Annotated in this window: 23 protein-coding genes; 7 read left to right on the plus strand and 16 right to left on the minus strand. The window is 62.1% G+C overall.

Annotated features, from left to right (window positions below; translation table 11 throughout):
- Positions 1-5: 5 nt before the first annotated feature.
- The 8 genes from rseP to rpsB form a co-directional block, all read right to left on the minus strand.
- Positions 6-1,370: an RIP metalloprotease RseP gene (gene rseP, locus ASE26_RS22020; RefSeq protein WP_055924227.1), complete on the minus strand. Its 1,365-nt coding sequence runs from the start codon at positions 1,368-1,370 to the stop codon at positions 6-8.
- A gap of 15 nt (positions 1,371-1,385) precedes the next feature.
- Entirely contained in the window at positions 1,386-2,558 is a 1,173-nt protein-coding gene (ispC, locus tag ASE26_RS22025) for a 1-deoxy-D-xylulose-5-phosphate reductoisomerase (RefSeq protein WP_057246953.1), read from the minus strand.
- A gap of 8 nt (positions 2,559-2,566) precedes the next feature.
- Positions 2,567-3,403, minus strand: a complete 837-nt coding sequence (locus tag ASE26_RS22030) for a phosphatidate cytidylyltransferase (protein WP_057246954.1) — start codon at positions 3,401-3,403, stop codon at positions 2,567-2,569.
- A 15-nt stretch (positions 3,404-3,418) separates the two neighbouring features.
- Entirely contained in the window at positions 3,419-4,168 is a 750-nt protein-coding gene (gene uppS / locus ASE26_RS22035; RefSeq protein ID WP_055924237.1) for a polyprenyl diphosphate synthase, read from the minus strand.
- Positions 4,169-4,233: 65 nt separating this feature from the next.
- Positions 4,234-4,794: a ribosome recycling factor gene (gene frr, locus ASE26_RS22040; protein WP_055924240.1), complete on the minus strand. Its 561-nt coding sequence runs from the start codon at positions 4,792-4,794 to the stop codon at positions 4,234-4,236.
- A 33-nt stretch (positions 4,795-4,827) separates the two neighbouring features.
- A complete protein-coding gene (gene pyrH / locus ASE26_RS22045) occupies positions 4,828-5,544 on the minus strand; it encodes a UMP kinase (protein ID WP_055924243.1) in 717 nt (238 codons plus the stop codon).
- A 161-nt stretch (positions 5,545-5,705) separates the two neighbouring features.
- Positions 5,706-6,620 (minus strand): translation elongation factor Ts, encoded by a 915-nt coding sequence (gene tsf / locus ASE26_RS22050; RefSeq protein WP_055924247.1) that lies wholly within the window; start codon positions 6,618-6,620, stop codon positions 5,706-5,708.
- Between the two features lie 145 nt (positions 6,621-6,765).
- Positions 6,766-7,518 carry a 30S ribosomal protein S2 gene (gene rpsB / locus ASE26_RS22055; protein ID WP_055924250.1) on the minus strand — a complete coding sequence of 251 codons (753 nt, stop codon included), beginning with the start codon at positions 7,516-7,518 and terminating at the stop codon, positions 6,766-6,768.
- A gap of 327 nt (positions 7,519-7,845) precedes the next feature.
- Between rpsB and ASE26_RS22060 the strand changes: the two genes are divergently transcribed.
- Together ASE26_RS22060 and ASE26_RS22065 are read left to right on the plus strand one after the other, a co-directional pair.
- Positions 7,846-8,280 (plus strand): SRPBCC family protein, encoded by a 435-nt coding sequence (locus tag ASE26_RS22060; protein WP_055924253.1) that lies wholly within the window; start codon positions 7,846-7,848, stop codon positions 8,278-8,280.
- A 10-nt stretch (positions 8,281-8,290) separates the two neighbouring features.
- A complete protein-coding gene (locus ASE26_RS22065) occupies positions 8,291-8,491 on the plus strand; it encodes a DUF4287 domain-containing protein (RefSeq protein ID WP_057246955.1) in 201 nt (66 codons plus the stop codon).
- A 274-nt stretch (positions 8,492-8,765) separates the two neighbouring features.
- On the opposite strand, the gene ASE26_RS22070 is transcribed toward ASE26_RS22065, so the two are convergent.
- From ASE26_RS22070 to ASE26_RS22080, 3 genes are all read right to left on the minus strand, one after another.
- Entirely contained in the window at positions 8,766-9,098 is a 333-nt protein-coding gene (locus ASE26_RS22070) for a hypothetical protein (protein WP_057246956.1), read from the minus strand.
- 13 nt (positions 9,099-9,111) lie between these two features.
- Positions 9,112-10,977 carry a M6 family metalloprotease domain-containing protein gene (locus tag ASE26_RS22075; RefSeq protein WP_200960833.1) on the minus strand — a complete coding sequence of 622 codons (1,866 nt, stop codon included), beginning with the start codon at positions 10,975-10,977 and terminating at the stop codon, positions 9,112-9,114.
- Between the two features lie 146 nt (positions 10,978-11,123).
- Entirely contained in the window at positions 11,124-13,541 is a 2,418-nt protein-coding gene (locus ASE26_RS22080; protein ID WP_057246958.1) for a phosphocholine-specific phospholipase C, read from the minus strand.
- A gap of 322 nt (positions 13,542-13,863) precedes the next feature.
- Between ASE26_RS22080 and map the strand changes: the two genes are divergently transcribed.
- The 4 genes from map (at position 13,864) to ASE26_RS22100 (ending at position 18,907) form a co-directional block, all read left to right on the plus strand.
- Positions 13,864-14,682, plus strand: a complete 819-nt coding sequence (map, locus tag ASE26_RS22085) for a type I methionyl aminopeptidase (RefSeq protein WP_055924267.1) — start codon at positions 13,864-13,866, stop codon at positions 14,680-14,682.
- Between the two features lie 16 nt (positions 14,683-14,698).
- Positions 14,699-17,281 carry a [protein-PII] uridylyltransferase gene (locus ASE26_RS22090; RefSeq protein WP_055924270.1) on the plus strand — a complete coding sequence of 861 codons (2,583 nt, stop codon included), beginning with the start codon at positions 14,699-14,701 and terminating at the stop codon, positions 17,279-17,281.
- Positions 17,281-18,030 carry a pseudouridine synthase gene (locus tag ASE26_RS22095; RefSeq protein WP_200953740.1) on the plus strand — a complete coding sequence of 250 codons (750 nt, stop codon included), beginning with the start codon at positions 17,281-17,283 and terminating at the stop codon, positions 18,028-18,030. The genes ASE26_RS22090 and ASE26_RS22095 overlap by 1 nt, the downstream gene beginning before the upstream one ends.
- A 121-nt stretch (positions 18,031-18,151) precedes the next feature.
- On the plus strand, positions 18,152-18,907 hold the full coding sequence (locus ASE26_RS22100) for a flagellar brake protein (protein ID WP_307142750.1): 756 nt from the start codon (positions 18,152-18,154) through the stop codon (positions 18,905-18,907).
- Here ASE26_RS22100 and ASE26_RS22105 read toward each other — a convergent pair.
- Entirely contained in the window at positions 18,904-20,292 is a 1,389-nt protein-coding gene (locus ASE26_RS22105; RefSeq protein ID WP_229208203.1) for a HAMP domain-containing sensor histidine kinase, read from the minus strand. The genes ASE26_RS22100 and ASE26_RS22105 overlap by 4 nt on opposite strands.
- Positions 20,292-20,963, minus strand: coding sequence for a response regulator (locus ASE26_RS22110; protein ID WP_055925258.1), 672 nt, complete (start codon positions 20,961-20,963; stop codon positions 20,292-20,294). Before ASE26_RS22110 ends, ASE26_RS22105 begins: the two co-directional genes overlap by 1 nt.
- A 109-nt stretch (positions 20,964-21,072) precedes the next feature.
- On the opposite strand from ASE26_RS22110, the gene ASE26_RS22115 reads away from it, so the two are divergent.
- On the plus strand, positions 21,073-21,840 hold the full coding sequence (locus ASE26_RS22115) for a MipA/OmpV family protein (protein WP_162246524.1): 768 nt from the start codon (positions 21,073-21,075) through the stop codon (positions 21,838-21,840).
- Between the two features lie 7 nt (positions 21,841-21,847).
- On the opposite strand, the gene ASE26_RS22120 is transcribed toward ASE26_RS22115, so the two are convergent.
- The 3 genes from ASE26_RS22120 to def form a co-directional block, all read right to left on the minus strand.
- Positions 21,848-22,669: an aldo/keto reductase gene (locus ASE26_RS22120; RefSeq protein ID WP_055924277.1), complete on the minus strand. Its 822-nt coding sequence runs from the start codon at positions 22,667-22,669 to the stop codon at positions 21,848-21,850.
- A gap of 22 nt (positions 22,670-22,691) precedes the next feature.
- On the minus strand, positions 22,692-24,677 hold the full coding sequence (locus tag ASE26_RS22125) for an OPT family oligopeptide transporter (protein WP_055924281.1): 1,986 nt from the start codon (positions 24,675-24,677) through the stop codon (positions 22,692-22,694).
- A 76-nt stretch (positions 24,678-24,753) separates the two neighbouring features.
- Positions 24,754-25,290, minus strand: coding sequence for a peptide deformylase (gene def / locus ASE26_RS22130; protein WP_057246960.1), 537 nt, complete (start codon positions 25,288-25,290; stop codon positions 24,754-24,756).

Consider the following 25,290-nt stretch of genomic DNA (forward strand, 5'->3'; position numbering starts at 1 on the left):
AAAAATTAAAGCAGCCGGGCCAGGTCATTGAATATCGCCAGCGCCATTAAAGACACCAGCAATCCCAGTCCAATACGCTGCGCCATTTCGCCAAAGCGTTCGGAAACGGGACGCCCGGTCAAAACTTCCAGCGAATAATACAGCAAATGCCCCCCATCCAGAACAGGAATTGGCAGCAAATTCATAAGTCCAAGGCTCACGCTGATAAAGGCGACGAAAGCAATAAATGGCTCGGCGCCCATTTTCGCAGTTTCCCCGGCATATTCGGCAATGGTCAAAGGGCCGGTAATATTCTTTAAAGAGACTTCACCCACAATCATGCGGCCCAGGATCTTGAAGGTCATGGTGCAGATTTCCTTTACCTGGCGCACTGCCTTGGCAGTCGCTTCCAGCGGGCCGTAATGCACCACCATCGTATCAACAGCGCCCACCAGTTCGGCCTTGATCTTACCGACTGTTACAAGACCTTTGCTGTTTGCCTGCTTGTCCTCCACCGCGTCCGGGGTCAGTTCCAGCTGCTGCTGGCGGCCTTCGCGCAGCACGGTGACTACCAGCTTGCGGCCCGGCGAACGCAGGACTTCCGCGACGAAGCTGCGCGCATCATCGATCGGCTGGCCGTCCACGGCCAGGATCGTGTCGCCCTTCAGCATGCCGGCGCGGCGGGCGGCGCCGCCCTCCTCCATGCGGCCGATCACCGGCGGCGGGCGCATCAGGTCGAGGCCGATCAGCGCCGGCACGTCGTCTTCCAGGTTCACATGGGCTGCCGCCTCGGCCGGCAACGCAAGCCGCAGCTCGCCGTAGCCGGGGCGCTCGACCACCAGCTGCAAGCCTTCCTTATGGATAGCCGACTGGATGATGGCCCAGCGCAGCTCGGACCAGCCCTGCACGGCGTCGCCGTTGACGGACTTCACCAGGTCGCCGCGGTGCAGGCCGGCGGTTGCGGCGGCCGTCGCCGCCGCCGGTTCGGCAATGCGCGCAGTCGGCTCGCGCACGCCGCCCATATACAGGCCGGCGTACAGGGCGATAGCAAGCAGGAAGTTGGCCAGCGGGCCGGCGGCCACGATGGCGATGCGTTTCCAGACGCTCTGGCGGGTGAATTCGCGGGCCAGGTCGCCGGCCGGCAGGCCGCTGACATCGGCTTCACGCGCGTCCAGCATCTTGACGTAGCCGCCCAGCGGGATGGCGGAGATGGCCCATTCGGTCTGGTCTTTGCCAAACTTGCGCATCCAGACGATGCGGCCCATGCCGACCGAGAAGCGCAGCACCTTGACCCCGCACCAGCGTGCCACCAGGTAGTGTCCCAGCTCGTGGATGATGATCAGGGAGCCGAGGCAGACGATCGTGGCGAGGATGGTGCGGAAGGTGTCCATTGGCGTGTGTGCTGCTTATTCGGCGATAATCCGTTCTGCCGCGGCCCGTGCCAGCGCGTCCTGCGCCATCACCGCCTCGATGCTGCTGGCCGCGCCATGCGGCAATTCTTCCATGACCCGGGCGATGACCCGGTCGATGCGGCGGAAGCCGATGCGTTCGTCGAGGAAGGCTTGCACCGCCACTTCGTTGGCCGCGTTCAGCAGGGCCGGCGCGGTACCGCCGGCGCGCAAAGCCTCGAAGGCCAGCGCCAGGCAGGGGAAGCGGTTGAAATCGGGCTTTTCGAATTGCAGGGTGCCGACCTGGGTCAGGTCCAGCTGCGCCACGCCGGAGGCGATACGCTCCGGATAAGCCAGGGCATGGGCGATCGGGGTGCGCATGTCCGGATTGCCCAGCTCCGCCAGCACCGAGCCGTCGCTATAGGACACCATCGAATGAATCACCGATTGCGGGTGGATCACCACTTCGATCTGCCCGGCCGGGGCGCCGAACAGCCAATGGGCCTCGATCACTTCCAGGCCCTTGTTCATCATGGTCGCGGAATCGACCGAAATCTTGCGGCCCATGACCCATTTCGGGTGCTTGCAAGCCTCGTCCGGGGTGACGTTTTCCAGCGTCGCGACTTCGCGCTTCAGGAAAGGACCGCCGGAAGCGGTCAGCAGGATCTTGGTGACGCCGGCAGCGGCCGGCACGCGGCCATAGCCTTGCGGCAGGCACTGGAAGATCGCATTGTGCTCGGAATCGATCGGCAGCAGCACGGCGCCGCTCTCGGCCACGGCGTCCATGAACAGCTGGCCGGACATGACCAGCGCCTCCTTATTGGCCAGCATGACTTTCTTGCCGGCGCGGGCCGCCGCCAGGGTTGGCGCCAGGCCGGCGGCGCCGACGATAGCCGCCATCACGGCATCGGTTTCAGCGGCGCTGGAAACGGCGCACAGCGCAGCTTCGCCCCACTCCACCTCGGTGCGGCAGCCGGCCGCGCGCAGCAAGGCAGCCAGCCGGTCCGCGGCGGCGGCGCTGCCCACCACGGCGCGCGCCGGGCGGAACTGGATGCACTGGGCTGCCAGTTCTTCGACGCGGCTATGGGCGCTCAGCGCGTAGACGGAATAACGGTCCGGGTGGCGCGCGATGACGTCCAGCGTGGAGACGCCGATCGAACCGGTGGCGCCGAGGATGGTAATGCGTTGCATGGAATTCCTTAGAACAGCCTTGGGGTGATCAACGCGGCGATAGGCAGCACAGGCACCAGCGCGTCGATACGGTCAAGCACGCCGCCGTGGCCAGGCAGCAGGTTGCTGCTGTCCTTCATGCCGGAGCGGCGCTTGAGCATGGATTCAAACAGGTCGCCCACGATGGAAGCTGCGACGACCAGCGCCAGCACCGCCAGCATGATGCCCCAGCCCATGCGGCCGGCCAGGCGCACCGCAAAGGTGTCCTGCAGCAGCGGCACCGATGGCGCCAGCAGCACGGTAGCGGCGGCCAGCAGCAGCACGGCAACCAGGCCGCCCACCGCGCCTTCCCACGACTTGCCCGGGGAGATGCTTGGCGCCAGCTTGTGCTTGCCGAAAGCCTTGCCCGAGAAATAGGCGAAGATGTCGGCTGCCCATACGATGGCCATGACCGACAGCAGGTATACCGGGCCGCGCGCGAACAGCAGCATGATGGCGACGAAGCAGGCCACCAGGGTTACCGCGTACACCATGCTCAGCATGGTATTGCCCATGCCTTCGGCCGGAGGCAAGCCCAGTTTCAGGGCCGGTGCAAAGCGGATCAGCCAGATGGCGGCGCCGATCGCCAGCCAGAACCTGGCCTGCTCGAGTCCAGCGCTGAAGAAGAAGGTGTAAATGAAGGCTGCCGTCCACGCCGCCGCCACGACAATCGCGGCGCGGTTCTTGAACAGGCGGAAGGCTTCCCACACGGCGGCGGCAAAGAACACGGCCACCACCGCGTTCACCGCTGGCTGGTAGCCGGAGAACAGGACAGGCAACAATACCGCCAGCAGCAGGACGGCGGTAATCACGCGGGTTTTCAGCATTGTTATCAGCTCTTATTAGCTTTTCTGTGCCAGCTGGTCGCCAGTGCGGCCAAAGCGGCGTTCACGGCCCTGGTAGGAGGCAATCGCCTCATCCAGGCGTTCGGCATTGAAGTCGGGCCAGTAGATGTCGGTGAAGTGCAATTCCGTATAGGCCAGTTGCCACAGCAGGAAATTGGAAATGCGCTCTTCACCGCCGGTGCGGATGAACAGGTCCGGCTCGGGGGCATAAGCCATCGACAGGTACGGCGCCAGCTGCTCTTCCGAGAAGTCGGTCGTGCCCGGATGCTCGGCCACCATCTTGCCGATTGCCTGCATGATATCCCAGCGCCCGCCATAGTTGGCGCACACGGTGACCGTCAGGCGGGTGTTGTTGGCAGTCTTGCGTTCGGCATTGGCGATCATGTCCTGCAGCTTCTGGTCGAAGCGCGCCAGGTCGCCCACCACCTTCAGGCGGATATTGTTCGCATGCATCTTCGACACTTCACGCTCCAGCGCGGTGACGAAGAGCTTCATCAGCAGCGAAACTTCCTCTTCCGGCCGGCGCCAGTTCTCGGAACTGAACGCAAAGACGGTCAGGTACTCGATGCCACGCGCAGCGCAGGCTTCCACCACGGTGCGCACCGCTTCCACGCCTTTGACGTGGCCCGCCACGCGCGGCAGGAAGCGCTTGGTTGCCCAGCGCCCGTTGCCGTCCATGATGATCGCCAGGTGGCGCGGCACCTTCGGCGCATCAGGAACTGTGGTTGTCGAACTCGAATATTTCATAGGTGCGTAAACTAAAAATCCGGGGAGGCAGGGGCAATACCCCTATCCTCCCCGGTTTCGGGACCTTAGACGGTCAGGACTTCTTTCTCTTTTTCGGCGACGGTCTTGTCGATGTCGGCGATGAACTTGTCGGTCAGCTTCTGGATTTCATCCACTGCACGACGTTCTTCGTCTTCCGAAATAGCCTTGTCTTTCACCAGCTTCTTCAAGCCTTCGTTGGCATCGCGGCGGATATTGCGCACGGCGACCTTGGCATCTTCGCCTTCGCCCTTGCACAGCTTGACCATCTCCTTGCGGCGCTCTTCGTTCAGCGGCGGGGTCGGCACGCGAATCATGTCGCCCTGCGACGCCGGGTTCAGGCCCAGGTCGGAATCGCGAATCGCCTTTTCAATGGCGGCGCCCATTTTCTTTTCAAACGGGGCTACGCCGATGGTGCGCGCGTCGACCAGGGTCAGGTTGGCGACCTGGTTCAGCGGGGTCGGGTTGCCGTAGTAATCCACCATGACGTGGTCCAGAATGCCAACGTGGGCACGGCCGGTACGCACCTTGGCCAGGTCGGCCTTCAGGGTTTCCAGCGATTTGCCCATTTTGTCCTGGGCGTTCTTTTTAATGTCAGCAGTAGACATTCCTACTCTCCTGTTGCTTTAACTTGAAATATTTTAAACGTGGACCAGTGTACCCTCTTCCTCGCCCATGATCACGTTCATCAACGCCCCAGGTTTGGTGATAGAGAATACTTTGATCGGCAGTTTCTGGTCACGGCACAGCGCGAAGGCGGTGGCATCCATGACTTGCAGGTGCTTGGCGATCGCTTCGTCGAAGCTGATCTTGTGATACATGGTGGCGTTCGGGTCCTTTTTCGGATCGGCGGTGTAGATACCATCGACCTTGGTGGCCTTCAGCACGATTTCCGCGCTCACTTCCGAACCACGCAGCGCCGCTGCGGTGTCGGTGGTGAAGAACGGGTTGCCGGTGCCGGCGGCGAAGATGACGACCTTGCCTTCTTCCAGGTACTGCAGCGCTTTCGGGCGCACATAAGGCTCGACCACCTGTTCGATGCCGATGGCCGACATCACGCGCGCAACCACGCCCACGTGCTTCATCGCATCAGCCAGGGCCAGCGCGTTCATCACGGTGGCCAGCATGCCCATGTAGTCGGCGGTGGCTCGGTCCATGCCCTGGGCGCCAGGCGCCACGCCACGGAAGATGTTGCCGCCGCCAATGACGACCGCCAGTTCAACGCCCAGCTTTGCTACTTCGGCGACGTCCGCCACCATGCGTTCGATAGTGCCGCGGTTGATGCCGTACGGATCATCACCCATCAGGGCTTCGCCGGACAATTTCAGGAGGACGCGCTTGAATGCTGGTTTTGACATGAGCTGGGGCTCCTTTTAAATGTTTTGTTCGGTGTGGCTTCGGCGGCAATGATAACGGAAATGCCATTGTCCACCGTTTAAATCGCAGCCTGCAAGTCTTAAAAAACACTTAACAGGCCGGGTACAGCTAAAAAAACGGGCCTTGCGGCCCGTTCTCTTGATTATGCGCCTTTGGAGGCAGCCATCTGGGCTGCGACTTCCGCCGCGAAATCGTCAACTTTCTTCTCAATGCCTTCGCCAACCACGTACATGGTGAAGCCCTTGACGGTGGTGTTAGCGGCTTTCAGCATCTGCTCGATGGACTGCTTGTCGTTCTTCACGAAAGCCTGGTTCATCAGCGACACTTCTTTGAGGTACTTGGCAACGGCGCCATCGATGCGCTTGGCAACGATGTCTGCTGCCTGGGTTGGCTTGCCAGCGGCTTGCGCAGCAGCTGCGTCTTCGTCGGACTTGGCCTGGGCAACCGAACGCTCTTTGGCGATCAGTTCGGCAGGAACCTGCTCGGACGACAGGGCAACCGGCTTCATTGCAGCGATGTGCATGGCCACGTCTTTACCCACTTGCTCGTCGGCGCCGTCGAACTCGACGATCACGCCGATCTTGGTGCCGTGCAGGTAGGAAGCCAGCTTGCCGGTGGTTTCGAAACGCTGGAAGCGACGGATCGACATGTTTTCGCCGATTTTACCAACCAGGGCAGCACGCACTTCGTCCAGGGTCTGGCCGTTGCCAGCTGGCAGGGCCAGCAGGGCAGCAACGTCAGCCGGGTTCTGTTCGGCGGCCAGCTTGGCAGCCAGGGCAGCCAGGGCCAGGAAATCGTCGTTCTTGGCCACGAAGTCGGTCTCGGAGTTCACTTCCACCAGCGCGCCGATGTTGCCAGCGATGTAGGAAGCAACCACGCCTTCAGCGGTGATACGTGCGGAAGCTTTGGCAGCCTTGCCGCCCAGCTTAACGCGCAGCAGCTCTTCTGCTTTGTCCATGTCGCCGCCGGCTTCGGTCAGCGCTTTTTTGCATTCCATCATTGGCGCGTCGGTCTTAGCGCGCAGTTCACCTACCATTGCTGCAGTAATTGCTGCCATGTGATTCTCCTGTATTCGGTTTGGGATTCAGTCCGGGGCGGCGCCAAGGGCAGCCTGCTCATCCGGGGGATTCTGTTTAAAAAAAAGGGGGAGCTGGTGGGCCACCCCTTTCTCAAGCTGAAGCCGTCTTGCGACGGCCAGGCAATTAAGCCTGCTCGTTAACTTCTACGAACTCGTCGCCAGCTGCAGTCTTGATGGATTCCAGGACTTCAGTGGTAGCGTTGGCACGGCCTTCCAGGATCGCGTCTGCTACGCCGCGAGCGTACAGGGTGATCGCTTTGGAGGAGTCATCGTTACCAGGAATGACGTGGGTCACGCCTTCTGGGGAATGGTTGGTATCGACCACGCCGATCACTGGGATGCCCAGCTTGGCGGCTTCGGTGATCGCGCCTTTGTGGTAACCAACGTCAACCACGAAGATTGCGTCAGGAACACCGCCCATATCCTTGATGCCGCCGATGGATTTCTGCAGCTTTTCCAGTTCGCGACGGAACAGCAGTGCTTCTTTCTTCGACAGCTTCTCGACGGAACCGTCTTCGATCGAAGCTTCCATGTCTTTCAGGCGCTTGATCGAGGTCTTGATGGTCTTGAAGTTGGTCAGCATGCCGCCCAGCCAACGCTGGTCAACAAACGGAACACCGGCGCGCTGAGCTTCAGCAGCGATGATGTCGCGAGCCTGGCGCTTGGTGCCAACCATCATGATGGTGCCACGGGAAGCGGAGATTTGACGGATGGTTTTCATCGCGTCCTGGTACATGGCCAGGGTCTTTTCCAGGTTGATGATGTGAATCTTGTTGCGGTGGCCGAAGATGAACGGAGCCATCTTTGGGTTCCAGAAACGGGTTTGGTGACCGAAATGGACGCCGGCTTCCAGCATTTCACGCATCGTTACAGACATTGTTTACTCCAGGGTTTGGTCTGGAATCCACCCAGTGACCCTTGCGGGCACCCTTGTAGGGGGGATTCGGGTTTATAAAATAAGAAAATTTGCTGCTATTTGCAAGACGCTAGGTCAGGCAACCATAAATTTTAGCGTATCGGAGGGGGCTCATGCAAGCGTGTTGCAGTCATCCGCACGGTGCGCCGGGCCGCATTTTAGTGCAAGCTTGATAAGAAATACAAAGAATCTCGAAATATTTTGTATTTTTTGTCACGCCCGTGTCGATTTTGGCCGAGCTGGCGCGTCGTGCCTATACCAACCCACCCAAACATGGAGACTACTGAAATGGCAACCAATACCATCAAACTGCACCGTGTACTGCGCGCTTCCCCGGACCGCATCTACAAGGCCTGGACCACCGCCTCGGCCTTCAACAAATGGCTGCCGCCGAACGGCTACCTGGGCGAGGTGCACGAAATGGATGCGCGCGTGGGCGGCAAGTACCGCATGTCCTTTGTCGACCTGGGCACCGGCTTCACCCATTCCTTCGGTGGCGAATACCTCGAACTGCATCCAGGCGAGAAGATCCGCTACAGCGCGGTGTTCGACGACCCGAACCTGCCGGGGCAGATGCAGACCACCATCAACCTGCGTGCGGTTTCCTGCGGCACCGAAGTCGAGATCACGCAGGAAGGCGTGCCGGCCGTGATTCCTGCCGAGCAGTGCTACCTGGGCTGGCAGCAGTCGCTGGCCCTGCTGGCTTTGCTGGTCGAGCAATAAGGAGACGGCCATGGGAAGCCCCTCCTCCTATTTCCCTTCGATTGAAGCGAAGTATGGCCAGCCGGTCGAGCATTGGCTCAAGCTGCTCAAAAGCATGAAGGCCATGAAGCATATGGATATGGTGGCGGCGCTGAAAACCGACCACGGCATGGGTCATGGCCATGCCAATGCCCTCGTTGCACACTTCAAGGCGGAAGGCAGCAAAGCTTGATCCGTATCTAAGCGGTGGGCAGGGAGCGTCACCACAATGAGGTAACACGTACAGGTGCCCTCATGAGCCTGGTTGACATTCCCCACCTGCCCACCGAAGATAAAATTATGGATCCCGCCATCAAAGACTATGTCGACACCAAGCTCGAGTCATCAGAGGCTCGCAGCGCTACATTGGTAGCGGAGTTCAGGACTCTTGTTACGGCCACCCTCGTCCGAATGGAAGAACGGGACGCCGCCCGTCAACGCGCCGACGACATTCAGCACAAGGAAGTTCAGAGGCAGCTTGATGAGTTCCGCAAGGAGTCGCGGGGCACTCGGAAAGTCATCATCGCTACCGGCGTTACGGCCACGCTCACCATCCTTTCGGCACAGCCGGCCTCAACGCCGCAATCATCCAGAACTTCCATAACGCGTTTGAAATTGGCCAGCGCCACGCCACCCTGCAACACGAAATGGCGGTCCAAAATCAGAAGTCCAGCGCGGTTCTTGTGCAGATGGATGCGCGCCTTGCCGCGATCGAGAAATCGCTCGTCGACAAGAAACGCCGAACGCCATAGCTGCCCGACTGGCCGCCATGCCGAAAGCCGGCGGCCAGCAGGCACCATCGCCTTAGGCGGCTTACTTCGTAACGCTCAGCGTGTAGTTGCCGGAGCCGCTATACGAGTACACGGTGATCCGGTAATAAGCCAAAGCGGCGCTGTAGCTGATCGCTTCAGTCGACGTCGGGCTGGTCGATGAAGCCACCTGCACCCACGTGCTGCCATCCCACTTCTCCAGCTTCAGCTCAAAGTCGGCATTCGATGGGCCGGCCAGGTTGGCCTTGATCGTGCCGCCGTTGTACAAGAAGTATGGCGATGGATGGATGGCGGAGGCATTGGTGCCGGACAGGTAGCCGGTATAGGTCTCGCCGACCGCCGTGCCGTCGCCCTTCACCACGTCGAAGGATATCGTCTTCGCAGCGGCGCTGATGTTGGCCAGGCCGAAGTTGGAGCCGGCCCCGCTCCACCAGCGCGAATTGGTACCGCGGCTGGCGTAGTTGTTCGGCACCGTGTCGTAGAAGGCCTTGTAGATCGCGCCGTCGTACAGGTCGGTGCCGTCGCCACGGTTCGCGTTGTACTCAGGGTCGCGGCGGCCGTCGGCGTGCTCCATCTGCACGTATGGGTGCCACTCGTCGGAGTTGTTGCCTGCCGGGTCGATGTGCCATACCGCCAGGCCGGAACCGAGCTGGTACAGGTTCTGGTCCGCTTTGTAGATCGCTTCCACGTAGAACGCTTCGTCGGTCTTGGCCGGGTTGGTCCAACGGTACAGGTTATGCGAGCCGGAAGTATGGCTCAGGCGCCCTTTCGGAGCACTGGCATTCAACGCCGGATTCAGCTCGGTCACGGTATCCCAGCCAACCTGGTAGCGGAAGAAGCCATTCGGCGGCACCGGGCGATACTGGCTTTGCGCGCCGATACTGCCGAAGCCCATGATGCAGTAGCTGGCAGCCGAACCTTCGGAGCTGCCGTCATAGTCGTACAGGTCCGGCCAGCCCATCACCAGGTGGCCCGTCTCGTGCGAGAAGGTGCCGATGGCCAGGCTGTTGCCCATGTTCGTGATCTGGTAGTAGCCGGTGCAAACGCCGTCCGCGCAGAACTGCTTGCCCAGCCAGCCCATGTGTGGCCACAAGCCTTTCGACCAGGCGCTGTCCGAACCGCCGGAGTAGAAGAAATTCAGGCCGCGAATACGCTTGTTGGCGTCCACGCTTAATGAAGCGAAATTGAAGCCCTGGGTGTACTCCAGCCAGTTCAATGCTTCCGAGATCAGCTCTTGCGAGCGCACGCCGGAATCCAGGCTGCTGTCAGCGTAATACGCCTTGTTCTTCTTGGCGCGGTAATAGACCGTGGTGGCATTGGTGTAATCGAGCTTGCCGCCAGAGACGGACTGCCAGTAGCCGCGCACCGACTGCGCATTGCCAAAGCCGGTGTACGGCATGTCATTCAGGAAGGAATTGACCTGCGCCTGGGTGATCGTGCCCGGCACGTCTGGGAAGTCGATAATCACGGTCAGGCCCTTCACCTGCCCGGTCACTGGCGCCGCCAGCGCCTGCGGCGCGCTCGCCGCGATGCTCGCGGACTTGCGGGCACTTTCCAGCGAGCGGTTATTCATCTTCTCGAACTTCTCCTTGGCCTTGCGGGCGCGGGCATCCTGGCTCAGGCCTTCCTGTTTTTTGGCGGTGCCGCCGCCCAGGCTGCGCACCTTGGCATTGGTCGCCAGTACGCCGGTCGATACCAGCTCGTCGCCGGCGGCGCTCACCGTGGCGTAGCAGAAGCCTTTCTTGGCATTGTCATAGACGATCAGCGAGCCGTCATCGGTGCGCTGTTCGGCATAGTAATCGTTACCGTCCAGGTGTACGCGCAGCTTTTCACCGCCCGGCTGTTTGAACTCATAAATGCTGTCTTTATAGGGAAGACCAGCCTGTGCGAACAGGCTGGTTACTAACATTACCGCTGCAGTTGCAACTTTCAATCGCATTTGGATCTCTCCGTTTCTTGTTGTAAAGAAACGAAAGTAAATCACGCACGATTGTGCAAGTCTTGATGAATTTATATGTGTGCGGTGCGGAAATCGGCACAATCGCACACTTTTTATCACGTCACCGAGAACACCACGGAGCTGGTCAAAGCCACGTAGCCATCGTTGTACAGCAGCCATGCCGCATAGGTGCCGGCAGCCAGTCCGGAAGTGGCAAAGCTCGCGCTTCCGCTGCCGGTGGTGACGTATTGCCAGGACAGCGAAGCGGTAGAGCCGGGCATTACGCCACTACGGTAAATACCGATCCAATTCTTGCTGTTCACCTGGGCCGCAGGCACCGTGTAAGTGAAACTGATCGGCGTTCCGCGTACAACCGAAGCCGCGCTGGCTGACATACTTGCTTGCGGGCCGGCCGGGGTGCGCCCCAGCACAGGGTCGGTACGGCTTGCCTGGCCATTTTCGACGCGGCCTGCCATGCGGCGCAGGTATTGAGCGTCAAAGTCGCAGGTAACGCTCAGGTCATACCAGCCGTAGCTCGCGCTCACCGGCACGCTCACGGTCGCCTGCTGGCCGGCTGCCACTGTGTGGGTCGTCGCCGCGCGTCCATACGCGTTATCGGCAACACGGAAAGTAGCAGCGCGGCCGCCGTCAATGTTGGAGAGCACGACATTAACCGACATTGCGTCGGGATTTGCAGCCAGCCATGCTTCCGGCCGGGCGCCGCCTGTCGCCGTGGCCAGCGCCAGCACGCCGCCGAATTCGCGCTGGAAGCCGTTCGGGCCGAGCAGGTTCAGGTGATAGTCAGGCGTATTCCAGTTCCACACCTCGCGCTCGATCTTCTTGCCTGCTTCCACCGTGTAATACCACGGGCCGTCATTGCGGGCCTTGGAATAGACGATTAACGCGCCGCCTGCCGCGCCCTGGTTGAAGAATGACAGCTCGACCTGCTTCGACGACGCGACGCGCGCAGTTGCTGCGAAGGCGTAAGGCAAGGCGCAGGAGTAGCGCGGACTGCTGCCTTCCTGTGCCGGCAAGGCCTGCACTGCCGGCGGCTGCGGATAAGGCTTCCCTGACACCAGCTGGTAGGTGGTCGACTTCGGCACTGTGGACGGCCAACTCGCATTCGGCGCCTTGAAGTCGAAGGCGGAAGTCAGGTCGCCGCAGACGGCACGACGCCACGGAGAAATGTTTTCGCAGGCGATGCTGCCGCGCTGTTTGCCAAGGCTGGCCACCAGCCACTCCTCCAGGAAGCGCAGTTTCGAGGTGTGGTCGAACAGTTGCGAGCAGACCCGCCCGCCCTTGCTCCATGGCGAGATCACCAGCATCGGCACGCGCGGGCCAAGGCCGACCGGCACGCCGTTGTAGTTCTCGTACTGGCCGTTGTCGGCCAGCGTGCTGCGCCCCATGCCGGTATTCAGCGGCGCCATATGCGAAGGGATATGGTCGAAGAAGCCGTCGTTTTCGTCGTAGGTAAGCAGGAAAACGGTCTTCGACCAGACATCCGGATTGGCGACCAAAGCGGCAAGCAGGCGCGCAGTCAGGTTTTCACCGGCATTCGGCGAGTTCGGCGAGTGCTCGGTATAGTCGTTCGGTGCAACGATCCAGGACACGCGCGGCAAGCGGTTATTGCGCACGTCGTCGGCAAAGGAGTTCACCAGCCAGTCGCCCTTGGTGCCGCGCGTGTTCGATTCAGTGGAGCCGGGCGCAATGACACGGCCCTTCTGGTACAGCGGACTGCTTTCCGACAGCCGCGTGCCGTCGGCATTGACGCGGAAGTTGCGGAAATAGGCCAGGTAGTTGTCGCCGTAGTTATCCCATTCCTGGTAGACCTTCCAGCTCACGCTGTTCGCTTCCAGGATTTCGGCATAGGTGCGCCAGTTCGGTGCGCTCGCCGTGACGCTCGCGGTGACGTTGTCGTACTTCGGGTCGTTGTTGTAATAGCCTGCGGAGTCGATGTTGTACAGGCTGCCCATTGCACCCAGCCAGTTCTGGTTGGTGCCGGTCAGCGAATACATGCGATTCGGGTCGGTGGCGCCGAAGATCGAACAATGGTAGTCGTCGCAGATGGTGAAGGCGTCGGCCAGCGCATAGTAGAACGGCAGGTCGCCGCGGTCGAAATAGCCCATGCTCTGTGCCGTTTTCTGCTTGACCCAGGCGTCCCAGCCCTGCCAGGTGGTTTGCGAGCCTTTCCAGCTATGGTTGGTGCCCAGCGACAGCGCACTGGTGTTCTTGGCGTCGAAGTGGAACGGCAGCACATGGCCGCCGCTGCCATTGGGCTGGTACCAGACCGCTTTCCCGCCCGGTAGCGTGATGGCGCGCGGGTCGTTGAATCCGCGCACGCCGGCGAGGGTGCCGAAATAGTGGTCGAAGGAGCGGTTCTCCTGCATGAAGATGACAACATGCTGCACGTCGGCCAGCGTGCCGGTCGGGCTATACGCCGGGACGGCAAGCGCTTGCCGGATCAGGTCGGGGAAAAAGGTGCTGGCGGCGCCTGCGGAGGCGAAGCCGAGGAACTTGCGGCGGCTGGTGGACATCGGGGTTCCTTATGGTCAGGTTGGGTGTATTGATTATGGCAAGAAATCATGCGCCGGCATGCCAGCAAGTTACGTTTTGCACGATTAAACGAAAGCCAACAACAGTTCCGCACATATTTCGAAAGATATGCATGCCATCAGATTACGAATACGCCGGAATTCGGCGGCATTGAGCTTTCGGCTGAAAACAAATGCGGAAAGCAGGATCCTAAGTCGCATTTATGACAGCTTGATGGCATGGAAGGCGTACCAGGCCCCAGCGCCAGGAAGGCATAGCGTTGTCGTTTATAATCACGGGGACAACGCACTCATAGCAGAATCCATGACTATCAATATCAAAACCCCCGAGGACATCGCCGGCATGCGCGAGGCCGGCCGTCTCGGCTCCGAAGTACTCGACTACATCACCCCCTTCGTCAAGGCCGGCGTCACCACCGGTGAACTGGACCGCCTGTGCCACGAGTACATGACCAATGTGCAGGGCACCGTTCCCGCGCCATTGAATTACTGCCCGCCGGGCTACACGCCCTACCCTAAAGCCATCTGCACCTCCGTCAACGATGTGATCTGCCACGGCATCCCGGGTGACAAAGTGCTGAAGGATGGCGATGTGGTCAACCTCGACATCACCGTGATCACCAAGGACGGCTATCACGGCGACAACAGCCGCATGTTCTTCATCGGCAAACCGTCGATCCTGGCCAAGCGCCTGTCGGACGTGACGTTCGAGTGCATGTGGCTGGGCATCGAGCAAGTGAAGCCGGGCGCGACGCTGGGCGACATCGGCCACGCCATCCAGGTGCATGCCGAGAAAAACGGCTACAGCGTGGTGCGCGAATTCTGCGGCCACGGCATCGGCAAGGTGTTCCACGAAGAGCCGCAGATCCTCCATTACGGCAAGCCGGGCACCGGCCCAGTGCTGGAAGCAGGCATGGTCTTCACCATCGAACCGATGATCAACGCCGGCCGCCGCGAAATCAAGGAAATGCCTGACGGCTGGACCATCAAGACCAAGGACCGCAGCCTGTCGGCGCAATGGGAGCACACCCTGGTCGTGACCGAGACCGGCTACGAAGTGTTCACCTTGTCCGCCGGCAGCCCGCCGCCGCCAGCGTTCATCACCGAAAAAGCCGCAGCCTAATCCAGCCGACACACGCATGCCCCACGCCGCGATGAAGAAGGACCTCCGGGAACAGCTCAAGGCCCGGCTCAAATCGGACCGCCAGCTCATCATTGCCAACTTCCATGAAGACGGCATGCCGGAGAAGCTGCTGCGCAACCTGCGCAGCAGTGTCGACGACGTCCTGACGCAAGCCTGGGCCGGCAACCGCCTGCCGCCGCAAGCGGCGCTGGTGGCGGTGGGCGGCTACGGCCGCGGCGAGCTTTTCCCGTATTCCGACGTCGACGTCCTGATCCTGCTGCACCAGGCGCCGGACGATGCCACGCGCGGCAAGCTGGAAGAATTCGTCCAGTTGCTGTGGGACCTGGGGCTGGACGTCGGCCACAGCATCCGCACCATCGACGAATGCCTGGCCGAATCGAAGGCCGACATCACCGTGCAAACCAGCCTGCTGGAAGCGCGCATCGTCACCGGCAATATGGTGCTGTTCGCGCAACTGCAGGACGCCTACAACAAGGCCATGGACCCGCGCGCCTTCTTCGAGGCCAAGACCATCGAGATGCGCCAGCGCCACGCCAAGTACGAGGACACGCCTTTCAGCCTGGAACCGAACGTGAAGGAAAGCCCGGGCGGCCTGCGCGACCTGCACGTGATCCTGTGGATGGCCAAGGCTGCCGGCCTGGCCAACTCCTGGCGCACCCTGGCCGTGCGCGGCCTGATCACCCAGACCGAAGCGCGCCAGCTGATGGAAAAGGAGCGCGCCTTCAAGGACATCCGCGTGCGCCTGCACCTGGTGGCCGGCCGCCGCGAAGACCGCCTGGTGTTCGACGTGCAGACCGCCGTCGCCGAAACCCTGGGCCTGAAAGCCACCGGCAGCGGCGTCCACATGCGCCGTGCCAGCGAATACCTGATGCAGCGCTACTACTGGGCTGCCAAGACCGTGGTGCAGCTCAACACCATCCTGCTGCAGAACATCGAGTCCTACCTGTTCCCGCACGACGAAGAGCCGGTGCGCATCAACGAGCGCTTCAGCGAAGTGAACGGCATGATCGACATGAACGACGACGATACGTTTGAAAAAACGCCGTCGGCCATCATGGAAATCTTCGTGCTGCTGTGCGAGCGCCCTGCCCTGAAAGGCATGACCGCACGCACCATGCGCGCGCTGTGGCACGAACGCTTCAAGATCGACGCCGCCTTCCGCGCCGATCCGGTCAACAAAGCCTATTTCCTGCGCATCCTGCAGGCGCCCCAGGGCATCATCCACAATATGCGCCGGATGAACGAGCTGTCCATCCTGGGCCGCTACCTGCCCAGCTTCCGCAAGATCACGGGCCAGATGCAGCACGACCTGTTCCATGTCTACACCGTGGACCAGCACATCATGATGGTGCTGCGCAATATGCGCCGCTTCACCATGACCGAGCATGCACACGAATACCCGTTCTGCTCGCAGCTGATGGCGAACTTCCCGCAGCCATGGCTGCTGTACGTGGCGGCGCTGTTCCACGACATCGCCAAAGGCCGCGGCGGCGACCACTCGAAGCTGGGCGTGGCCGACGTGCAGCAGTTCTGCCAGGAGCACGGCATGAACCAGGAAGACACCGAGCTTGTGTCCTTCCTGGTCGAGCAGCACCTGACCATGTCGCACGTGGCGCAGAAGCAGGACATGTCCGACCCGGACGTGATCCAGGCGTTTGCAAAAACAGTGGGCGATGAACGCCACCTGACCGCACTCTACCTGTTGACGGTGGCCGACATCCGCGGCACCAGCCCGAAAGTCTGGAACGCCTGGAAAGGCAAGCTGCTGGAAGACCTGTACAAGATGACGCTGCGCGTGCTGGGCGGCGAACCGCATTCGGCCGACCGCGAACTGAAGAACCGCCAGCAGGAAGCGCTGGCGACCCTGCGCCTGTATGGCCTGCCGCCCGATGCCCACGAAGCGCTGTGGAAGCAGCTCGACCTGGCCTACTTCCTGCGCCACGACGCCAGCGATATCGCCTGGCAAACGCGCGCGCTGTGGGACCGCCTGGACAGCGAGCAGCCGGTGGTGAAAGCGCGCCTGGCGCCGATCGGCGAAGGCCTCCAGGTGGCGGTCTACATCAAGGACCAGCCGGACCTGTTCGCGCGCATCTGCTCCTACTTCGACCGCAAGAACTTCAGCATCCTCGATGCCAAGATCCATACGACGAAGCACGGCTATGCGCTCGACACCTTCCTCGTCACCGAACAGAATTTCGCCAAGAGCTACCGCGATATCATCAACCTGATCGAACATGAGCTGTGCGAGCTGCTGGTGACGCAAGGCCCGCTGACATCGCCAAGCAAGGGGCGCCTGTCGCGCCTGTCGCGCACCTTCCCGATCCAGCCGACGGTGGACCTGCGCTCCGACGAACGCGGGCAGTACTACTTGCTGTCGGTGGCGGCCAACGACCGTACCGGCCTGCTGTACTCGATCGCCAAGGTACTGACCACCTACAAGATCAACCTGCATACGGCCAAGATCATGACCCTCGGCGAACGCGTGGAAGACGTGTTCATTGTCGACGGCCCTGCCCTGGCCAATGCCCGTACCCAGCTGCAGCTGGAAACCGACTTACTCGAAGTATTGAAAATCTGATGTCCGAAGAATTGTTACGCCTGTCCAAGCGCATGTCCGAACTGGGCCTGTGCTCCCGCCGTGAAGCCGATGAATGGATCGCCAAGGGCTGGGTGCGCGTGGATGGCCAGGTGGTGTCCGAGCTGGGCACCAAAGTCTACCCAAGCCAGAAAGTCACCGTGGAGCGCCAGGCTGCGGCCGAACAGGCGCGCCGTGTCACGATCCTGATCAACAAGCCGGTCGGCTATGTATCCGGCCAGGCCGAAGACGGCTACCAGCCGGCCGTGGTCCTGATCAAGCCGGAAAACCGCTGGGCCGAAGACGGTTCGCCGGAGCGCTTCGACCGCAACCAGCTGCGCAGCCTGGTGCCTGCCGGGCGCCTCGACATCGACTCGGTCGGCCTGCTGGTATTGACCCAGGATGGCCGCGTGGCCAAGCAGCTGATTGGCGAGAACACCAACGTTGACAAGGAATACCTGGTCCGCGTTGAGTACACCAAGGGTGGCCGCCTGCCGGACAGCGAATTACAGAAGCTGAACCACGGCATGTGGATGGACGGCAAACCACTGCTGCCGGCGAAAGTGCGCTGGCAAAACGACGACCAGCTCAGCTTTACCCTGCGCGAAGGCAAGAAGCGACAGATCCGCCGCATGTGCGAAATGGTCGGCCTGCGCGTGTTAGGCTTGAAGCGCGTACGGATCGGTCGTGTCAAACTTGGAAACTTGCCGGAAGGGCAATGGCGCTACCTGAGCCCGGACGAGCGCTTCTGAGTCGGCATCGCGCAACACAAAAGCAGCATTCATTGCCGTTTAGCAAGCGCTCGGCGGCGGAACGCGGTAAAGTACTGGCGTCCTCTCCTAAAAAACGAGAACCTGAGCTGTGAACGATCCAATGCCAAACGACTTCCGCAAGGGGCCGCCCCGTCCACAAGACGCGGTGGAACCGATCGCTGCGGGGACGCATCCACACGATATCGTCGACCCCGATGAAATCGGCGACGCGCTGACGGCGCTGGCCGATGCGGGCGATGCGGTTTCCATCTACCACCGGGACAATGCCGAAGCGGTCATGGCCCGCCTGCTGTCGGTTGATCCCGAACTGCCGCACTTTGTCATCCAGCTCAATGAAGGGTCCACCCTGCCGCCTGGCGAATGCACCTTTGTGGCATGGCTGCGCGGCGCCAAGTTCCAGTTCAAGCTGAACGATCCGCACTGGAATGCCCTGCCCGAGCAGCCGACGCTGGTCCCGGCCCAATTCCCGGAGCGTTGCCAGGTGCTCAACCGGCGTGCCGCGCCGCGCCTGGAGACCCCGCTTGGCACCTACCACACCGCATCGTTTGTCCTGAACGGCAAACCATATGAAATGCAGCTGTACGACTTCGCTGTCGGCGGCGTCGGCATGCGCTGCTCGCCGCGCGATGCGGTCGGGCTGCACGTCGGGCGCAAGCTGCAGCGCGTGCGCCTCGACATGGGGCCAGGCTCGGTGCTGATCTGCGACCTGGAGATCCGCCTGTCGCGCCATTTCCGCTCCTTCCTGCTCGGCGAGCAGGTGCAGATCGGCTGCCAGTTCCAGAACCTGTCGCCAATGATGCAGGACGAGCTGCACCGCATCCTGGAACGCCTCGGCACCAGCCGCGGCGAACGCTAGGCCTTAAGCGGCAGCCGCACCGTCACGCACAGGCCCATGCTGCCGGCAGCATCCAGTGCGATGCTGCCGCCGTGCTGGCGTGCCACCGCCAGCGCGATCGCCAATCCAAGGCCGCTGCCTGAATGCGACTGCGCCTGGCGCGGATCACGGAAGAAGCGGTCGAACACGCGTTCGCGCAACTCGGGCGCGATGCCCGGGCCCTGGTCGGAAATGCGCAGCACGGCGCAGCCATCGGAGCGCCGCACATCAGCCAGCACCTTGCCCTGCTCCGGGCTGTACTTGATGGCGTTATCCAGCAGGTTATCCACCAGCGACACCAGACCTTCCCTGCGGCCGGACAGGTAGAGCCCATCATCGCCGCTCAATTCCAGCTCCACGCCCTTGGTGTCGGCAATGCCGGCCAGCGCAGCCATCCTTTCCTGCACCAGCGCGTCGAAACAGATGTTCTCATCCTGCTCGCCGCTGGTTGCATCGCTGCGCATCAGCCTTAGCAGCTGGCTCACCAGCCGCGTCGCGCGCACATTGCCGCTGACGATGCCATCCAACAGCTGCTGCTGGCGCGGGTCGCTGGCCTGGCGCTGCAACGCTTCCACGTTCACTCGCATGGCCGCCAGCGGCGTGCGCAGTTCATGGGCGGCATCGGCGATGAAGGCCCGCTCGCGCTGCGCACTGTCGCTGACCCGGGCCAGCAAGGCATTGATCCGGCTGAACATGGCGACCAGCTCGCGCGGACGCCCCTCGACCGGCAACGGGCGCAAGTCCTGCGGGCCGCGCGTCGCCAGGTCGGCCATGGCCCTGGTCCAGGGGCCCTGCGCCAGACGGATCGACAGCCAGGCCGGCAAGACCAGGAAAGGGAAACTGATCAACAAGGGCAGCAGCAGCGTGCCGCGCGACGCCAGCCGCAAGAAAATGTTGACGCCGTCGGCCGGCATGATGCTGGTGACACGCACGTCCGAGCGCGGCGATTGCACCGTGCGCGTGCGCCACGATGTGCCGCCACTTTCAAACACGGGCAGTTCGCCGAGCGGACCAGCTCTTGCCCCCTCAGGTACTTCAACGGAGCGGTACAGGATGCCTTCGCCGTTTTCAACGATGAAGCTCGGGCCGGGAAAAGCGTTTATGTCGACGCCAGCCATTTCGCGCAGCGCAACTTCCACTTTGCGTATCGACTCCTGCATCTTTGCCGGTTGCGCCAGTTCGTTTTCGGCGACCACAATGATCGCGTCGGAGATCGATTCCAGCTCCAGCGTGACCTTGTCCCGGGTTGCGTCATGCACCACATACACCAGTGCAAGTAGCCACAGCAGGCACAGGACGAACATCTGCGCCACCAGCAGGCGCGCCACCATGCTGTGCGAGACAAGCCGCCGCCAGAGCCTGCGCATCACCGGCCCGCCTCGCACTGGTCGATCACATACCCTACGCCGCGCACGGTGCGGATCAAGCCTTCCCCGACCTTGCGGCGCAGGTTGGCCATATGGACGTCCAGTGAATTGCTGGCATTCGCTTGTGCACCCGGCAAAGCCTGCTCCTCCAGGCTGCGCCTTGTCACCACGCGGTCGGCACGCATCATCAGGATGCGCAGCAGTTCGTATTCGCTGCCTGTGAGGTCGGCGAAGCGTCCGCTGACCGTGACACGCCGCGTCGGCACATGCAGCACGATGCCGCGCAGCTCCAGTGTTTCGCCGTCAAAGCCATAGCTGCGGCGGGCCAGGGCCCGCACCCGCGACAGCAGCTCGGCCAGCTCGAACGGTTTTACCAGGTAGTCGTCCGCCCCCGTGTCCAGGCCGAGCAGGCGCTCCGACAGCGCGTCCCTTGCACTCAGGATCAGTATCGGCACGCCCTCCCGCCCGCGCCGCAGGCCGGCCACCAGGTCGATGCCGTCGCCATCCGGCAGTCCCAGGTCCAGCAACAGCAGGTCGAAGCCGCGCTGCGCCAGCTGGTTCCTGGCATCGGCGAGCTGGCGCACCCAGGTTACCTCCATGCCCTGGTCGGCCAGCGCAATGCGGATGCCGTTGCCAAGGTCCATATCGTCTTCAATCAGAAGTATCTTCATGCCCGCCATTCTAATCACAGCTACCTGAAGGAAGCATGAAGATGCGCTTTATCCAATCTTCATGCTGCGCTGGGAAACTGCCGGCTCCATCACTTTTTCAGAACAAGTCATGAAACTTCCAGTCTCATTCCTGATCCTCGCCTGCTGCACCAGCATACAAGCGCAGGAAAATACCTTCACCTTGGGCGGCGGCCTGGCCGCCACGTCGCGCTACGCCGGCTCCAGGGAAATGCAACTCGTGCCGGTCGTCGTTCTCGACTACCAGATGGCCAATGGATTTTATGCCAGCAGCATGCGCGGACTGGGCTACGGTACCGCGCTGGGAGATTTTTCCCTGGATGCGGCACTGGGCGTGCGCGGTGAGCGCCTGGAGAAGAACGAGTCCAGCGTTATCGGCAGCCGCGGCAGCACCGAGCTGCGCGGCATGGGCGACGTCAAGGCCAGTGCCACCGCCAACCTGCGCGCCGGCTTCAGCATCGTGCCCGGCCTGGTAATCGGCGCCAGCGCTTCGCTGCCGTTGTCGCATAAGGAGAACGGCAAGACGGCTGGACTCGAAATCAGTGGCGTGCTGCACGAGGACAAGAGCGACAAAGTGGCGCTGTCATTGGGCGCGAATTTCGCGGACAGCAAATACATGCAGACGTACCACGGCGTGACGGCCGCGCAAGCCGCGCGCACAGCGTACAAAAAATACACGCCGAAGGCGGGCATGTACCAAGCCGTCCTGAACTTTGCCTGGGCACACCGGGTCGACCAGAACTGGACGCTCACCGGCATGCTGGGATCAAGTACGCTGGTGCGCGAAGCAGCACGCAGCCCGCTCACGCGGCGCAATACGGCGCCGACGGCAGCCTTCTACGCAAGCTACCGCTACTAGGCCGCGCTCAGAGCATGTCCAGCGGGGTTGCGCGCCTTGGCGCTGCAAAGGCCTTGTCCAGCTGGGCCAGGTCTTCCTGGTCCAGCCGCAAGGTCATGGCAGCCGCATTGGCGCGTACGTGCGCTTCGCTGGTTGCTTTGGGAATCGGCATGACGCCATCCTGCCGCAGCAGCCATGCCAGCGCAATTTGCGCAGGGGTAGACTGGTGGCGTGCAGCGACAGCCTGCAAGGCCGGTTCAGCCAGCAGGCGTTCCTGCTCCTTGCGATTGGACTCCAGGGGTGAGTAAGCCATCAGCAGGATGCCGTGCTCCTGGCACCAGGGCAGCAGGTCCCATTCGATGCCGCGCCGGCGCAGGTTGTACAGTACCTGGTTGGCTTCGATGGACTCGCCGCCAGCCAGCGCGGTCGCGGCCTTCATTTGCGCGAGGTCGAAGTTGCTGACGCCGAATTCATGGATCTTGCCGGACTGCTTCAAGGCGATCAGCCCTTCCAGGGTCTCGGCAAACGGCACGCTGCCCTGCCAATGCAGCAGGTACAGGTCGATGTGGTCGACCTTCATGCGTTTCAGGCTTTTTTCGCAGGCCGCCACCACACCTTTGCGCGAAGCATTCTGCGGCAGGACCTTGCTGACCAGGTAGGCCTCGCCGCGGCGGCCGGCCAGCGCTTCGCCCACCACCTTTTCGGCACCGCCGTCGGCATACATTTCCGCTGTATCGATCACCGTCATGCCAAGATCCAGGCCCAATTGCAGGGCGCGTATCTCGGCTGCCTTGTCGGCAGCGCGCTCGCCCATATTCCAGGTGCCCTGGCCGATTCTCGATAGCGTCATGTCACACTCCGGAAATGTCCCTTCAAGCCTCGATGGCGCTGGCAGATTTTGCGGACCAGCGGTAAAGTCCTACGACTACGGCAGCAGCTACGGCCAGTGCGATCAGCATGGTGGTCGCTTCGCTCATGCTGTTGGCGATTGCCAGCGGTTCGCCCTTGTTGGTCAACACGATCAGGCCGGCCAGGGCAACGTTGAACAGGCTTTCGCCGACGATGAAGCCGGACATCACCAGCACGCCAAGGCGCGAAGCGGCTTCGCCATGCTTCTTGCCGCGCATTGCCCGCTCGAAGAAGTAGCCGCCGATCGCGCCCACCACTACCGGCGAGGTTACCGCCGACGGCAGGTAGATCGCCAGGCCAACGCCCAGCGGCGCGCAGCTGTATTTGCGGTGGCTGGATTTCTTCAGGATGAAGTCGAGTGCCACCAGCGCCAGGCCGATCAGGGCGCCGTAGCCGATCAAGTCCCATTTCAGGTCGCCGCCGATCACGCCTTTGGCCAGCGTCGAGATCAGGGTCGCCTGCGGGGCGGCCAGCGGCTGGTCGGAAATTGCATTCGCATTCGGCGCCCCGGCAAAGCCGTTCGCATGGTTCAGCAGCTCCAGCACGGGCGGCACGACGCAGGAACCGGCGAACACGCCGATGATCAGGCCGACCTGCTGCTTCCACGGGGTGGCGCCGACCAGCTGGCCGGTCTTCAGGTCCTGCAGGTTGTCGTTGCCGATCACCGCAACAGCCAGCACCACGGTAGTCACGAACAGCGCGAAAGCGATCAGCGCCTGGGCGGTGTCCGGCCCCATGATTTCGCGGCCGACCCAGCCCACCGAAGTCGCGGCGCCGAGGATGGACAGGATGGCCAGGCCGGAAACCGGCGAATTGGAAGAGCCGATCAGGCCGGCCATGTAGCCGCAGACCGCCGCTGCCAGCATGCCGGCAATCAGGATGTAGCCGACGCCGACCACCATCAGCGGAGTAGCGATCGAGGACAGCGGGCCGCCCGACAGGAAGGACGACAGCAGCCAGCCGGCCGGCACCATCGACAGCAGTGTTACCAGGCCGACGATGAAGAGCGGCAGGTCCTTGTCTTCGCGCGGCACGTCGGCGCCGCCGGCCTTGGCGCGGCGGGCAGACTCCATCGCCGACTTCAGGCCACCCATCACCGGCTTGGCCAGGGTCGCCAGGGTCACGATTGCAGCAGCACCAATGGTGCCGGCGCCCATCATGCGCACCTGGGTACTCCAGATGCCCAGCGCGTGGTCGGCCAGCGAAACGCCGGGAGCGGCCGGGTTGGCCATGGTCAGCAGCGGCACCAGGATGCCCCAGGCAATCACCAGGCCGACCAGCATGGCCATGCCGACCGCGATACCCATCAGGTGGCCGGCGCCGACCAGGGCCAGCGAGCTCGATGCCCCGAGGCCGGTGGCGCCATTGCCGAATTTGACGAAATGCGCCACTTCAGCGGCGACCAGCTTGGCCGCGCCGAGGAAGGCGAAGATGGCGGAAGCCACGGAACCCCAGATCACAGCCCGCAAGCCGGCCTTGCCCTCTTGCGCCCCGGCGCGCGACTGGGTGCCCACTTTCAGCACTTCGGCAGCGGCCACGCCTTCCGGATATGGCAGGTCGGATTGCGACACCAGTGCGCGGCGCAGCGGCATGGTATACATCACGCCCAGCACGCCGCCAATGGCGCAGGCGCCGAAGGTCGGCCAGAATGGAATCTTGGACCACCAGCCGATCATCAGCAAACCAGGCAGCACGAAAATCACCGATGCCAGCGTGCCCGCCGCCGAGGCGATGGTCTGCACGATATTGTTTTCCTGGATCGTGGCATCCTTGAATGCGCTGAGCAGGGCCATGGAAATCACAGCGGCAGGAATCGAGGTGGCGAAGGTCAGGCCGACTTTCAGGCCCAGGTAGACCTGCGCTGCGGTGAAGATCAGCGTGATGAAGATGCCGAGGACGATGCCGCGGACACTGAATTCGAGCGGGTTATTCTGCGACTGGTTGCTCATCTGGGTAATCCGTTGTGTTGATAAGGATGCAAAGTGGCCGGGATATTACGCCAGATTCACGGCGCCGCCAAACAAATCAGTCGTCCTCGCCGGGATCGAGGTCCGGGAACAACACCGAGGTAAAGCCGAACTTGGAGAAGTCGCGGATCCGTGCTGGATACAGGATCCCCAGCAAATGGTCGACCTCATGCTGCACCACCCGGGCATGGAAACCGTCCGCATCGCGCACGATGCGCTCGCCGAACTGGTCATAGCCCTCGTAATGCAGGCGGGTATGACGCGGCACGCTGCCGCGCAGGCCCGGCACCGAGAGGCAACCCTCGAAGCCCTCTTCCATCTCGTCGCCGATGGGAGTCAGGAGCGGGTTGATCAGCACCGTTTCCGGCACTTGCGGCGCGTCGGGATAACGCGCATTGGATTTGAAGCCGTAGATCACCAGCTGCAGGTTGACGCCGATCTGCGGCGCAGCCAGGCCGGCGCCGTTCGCCGCATGCATGGTGTCGAACATATCGACGATCAGGGCATGCAGCTCCTGGGTATTGAACTCGCGCACCGGCTCGGCCACGCGCAGCAGGCGCGGGTCGCCCATCTTCAGGATTTCACGCACGGCCAT

The sequence above is a fragment of the Duganella sp. Root198D2 genome, from assembly GCF_001428585.1.
In the GTDB taxonomy this organism is placed as follows: domain Bacteria; phylum Pseudomonadota; class Gammaproteobacteria; order Burkholderiales; family Burkholderiaceae_D; genus Rugamonas.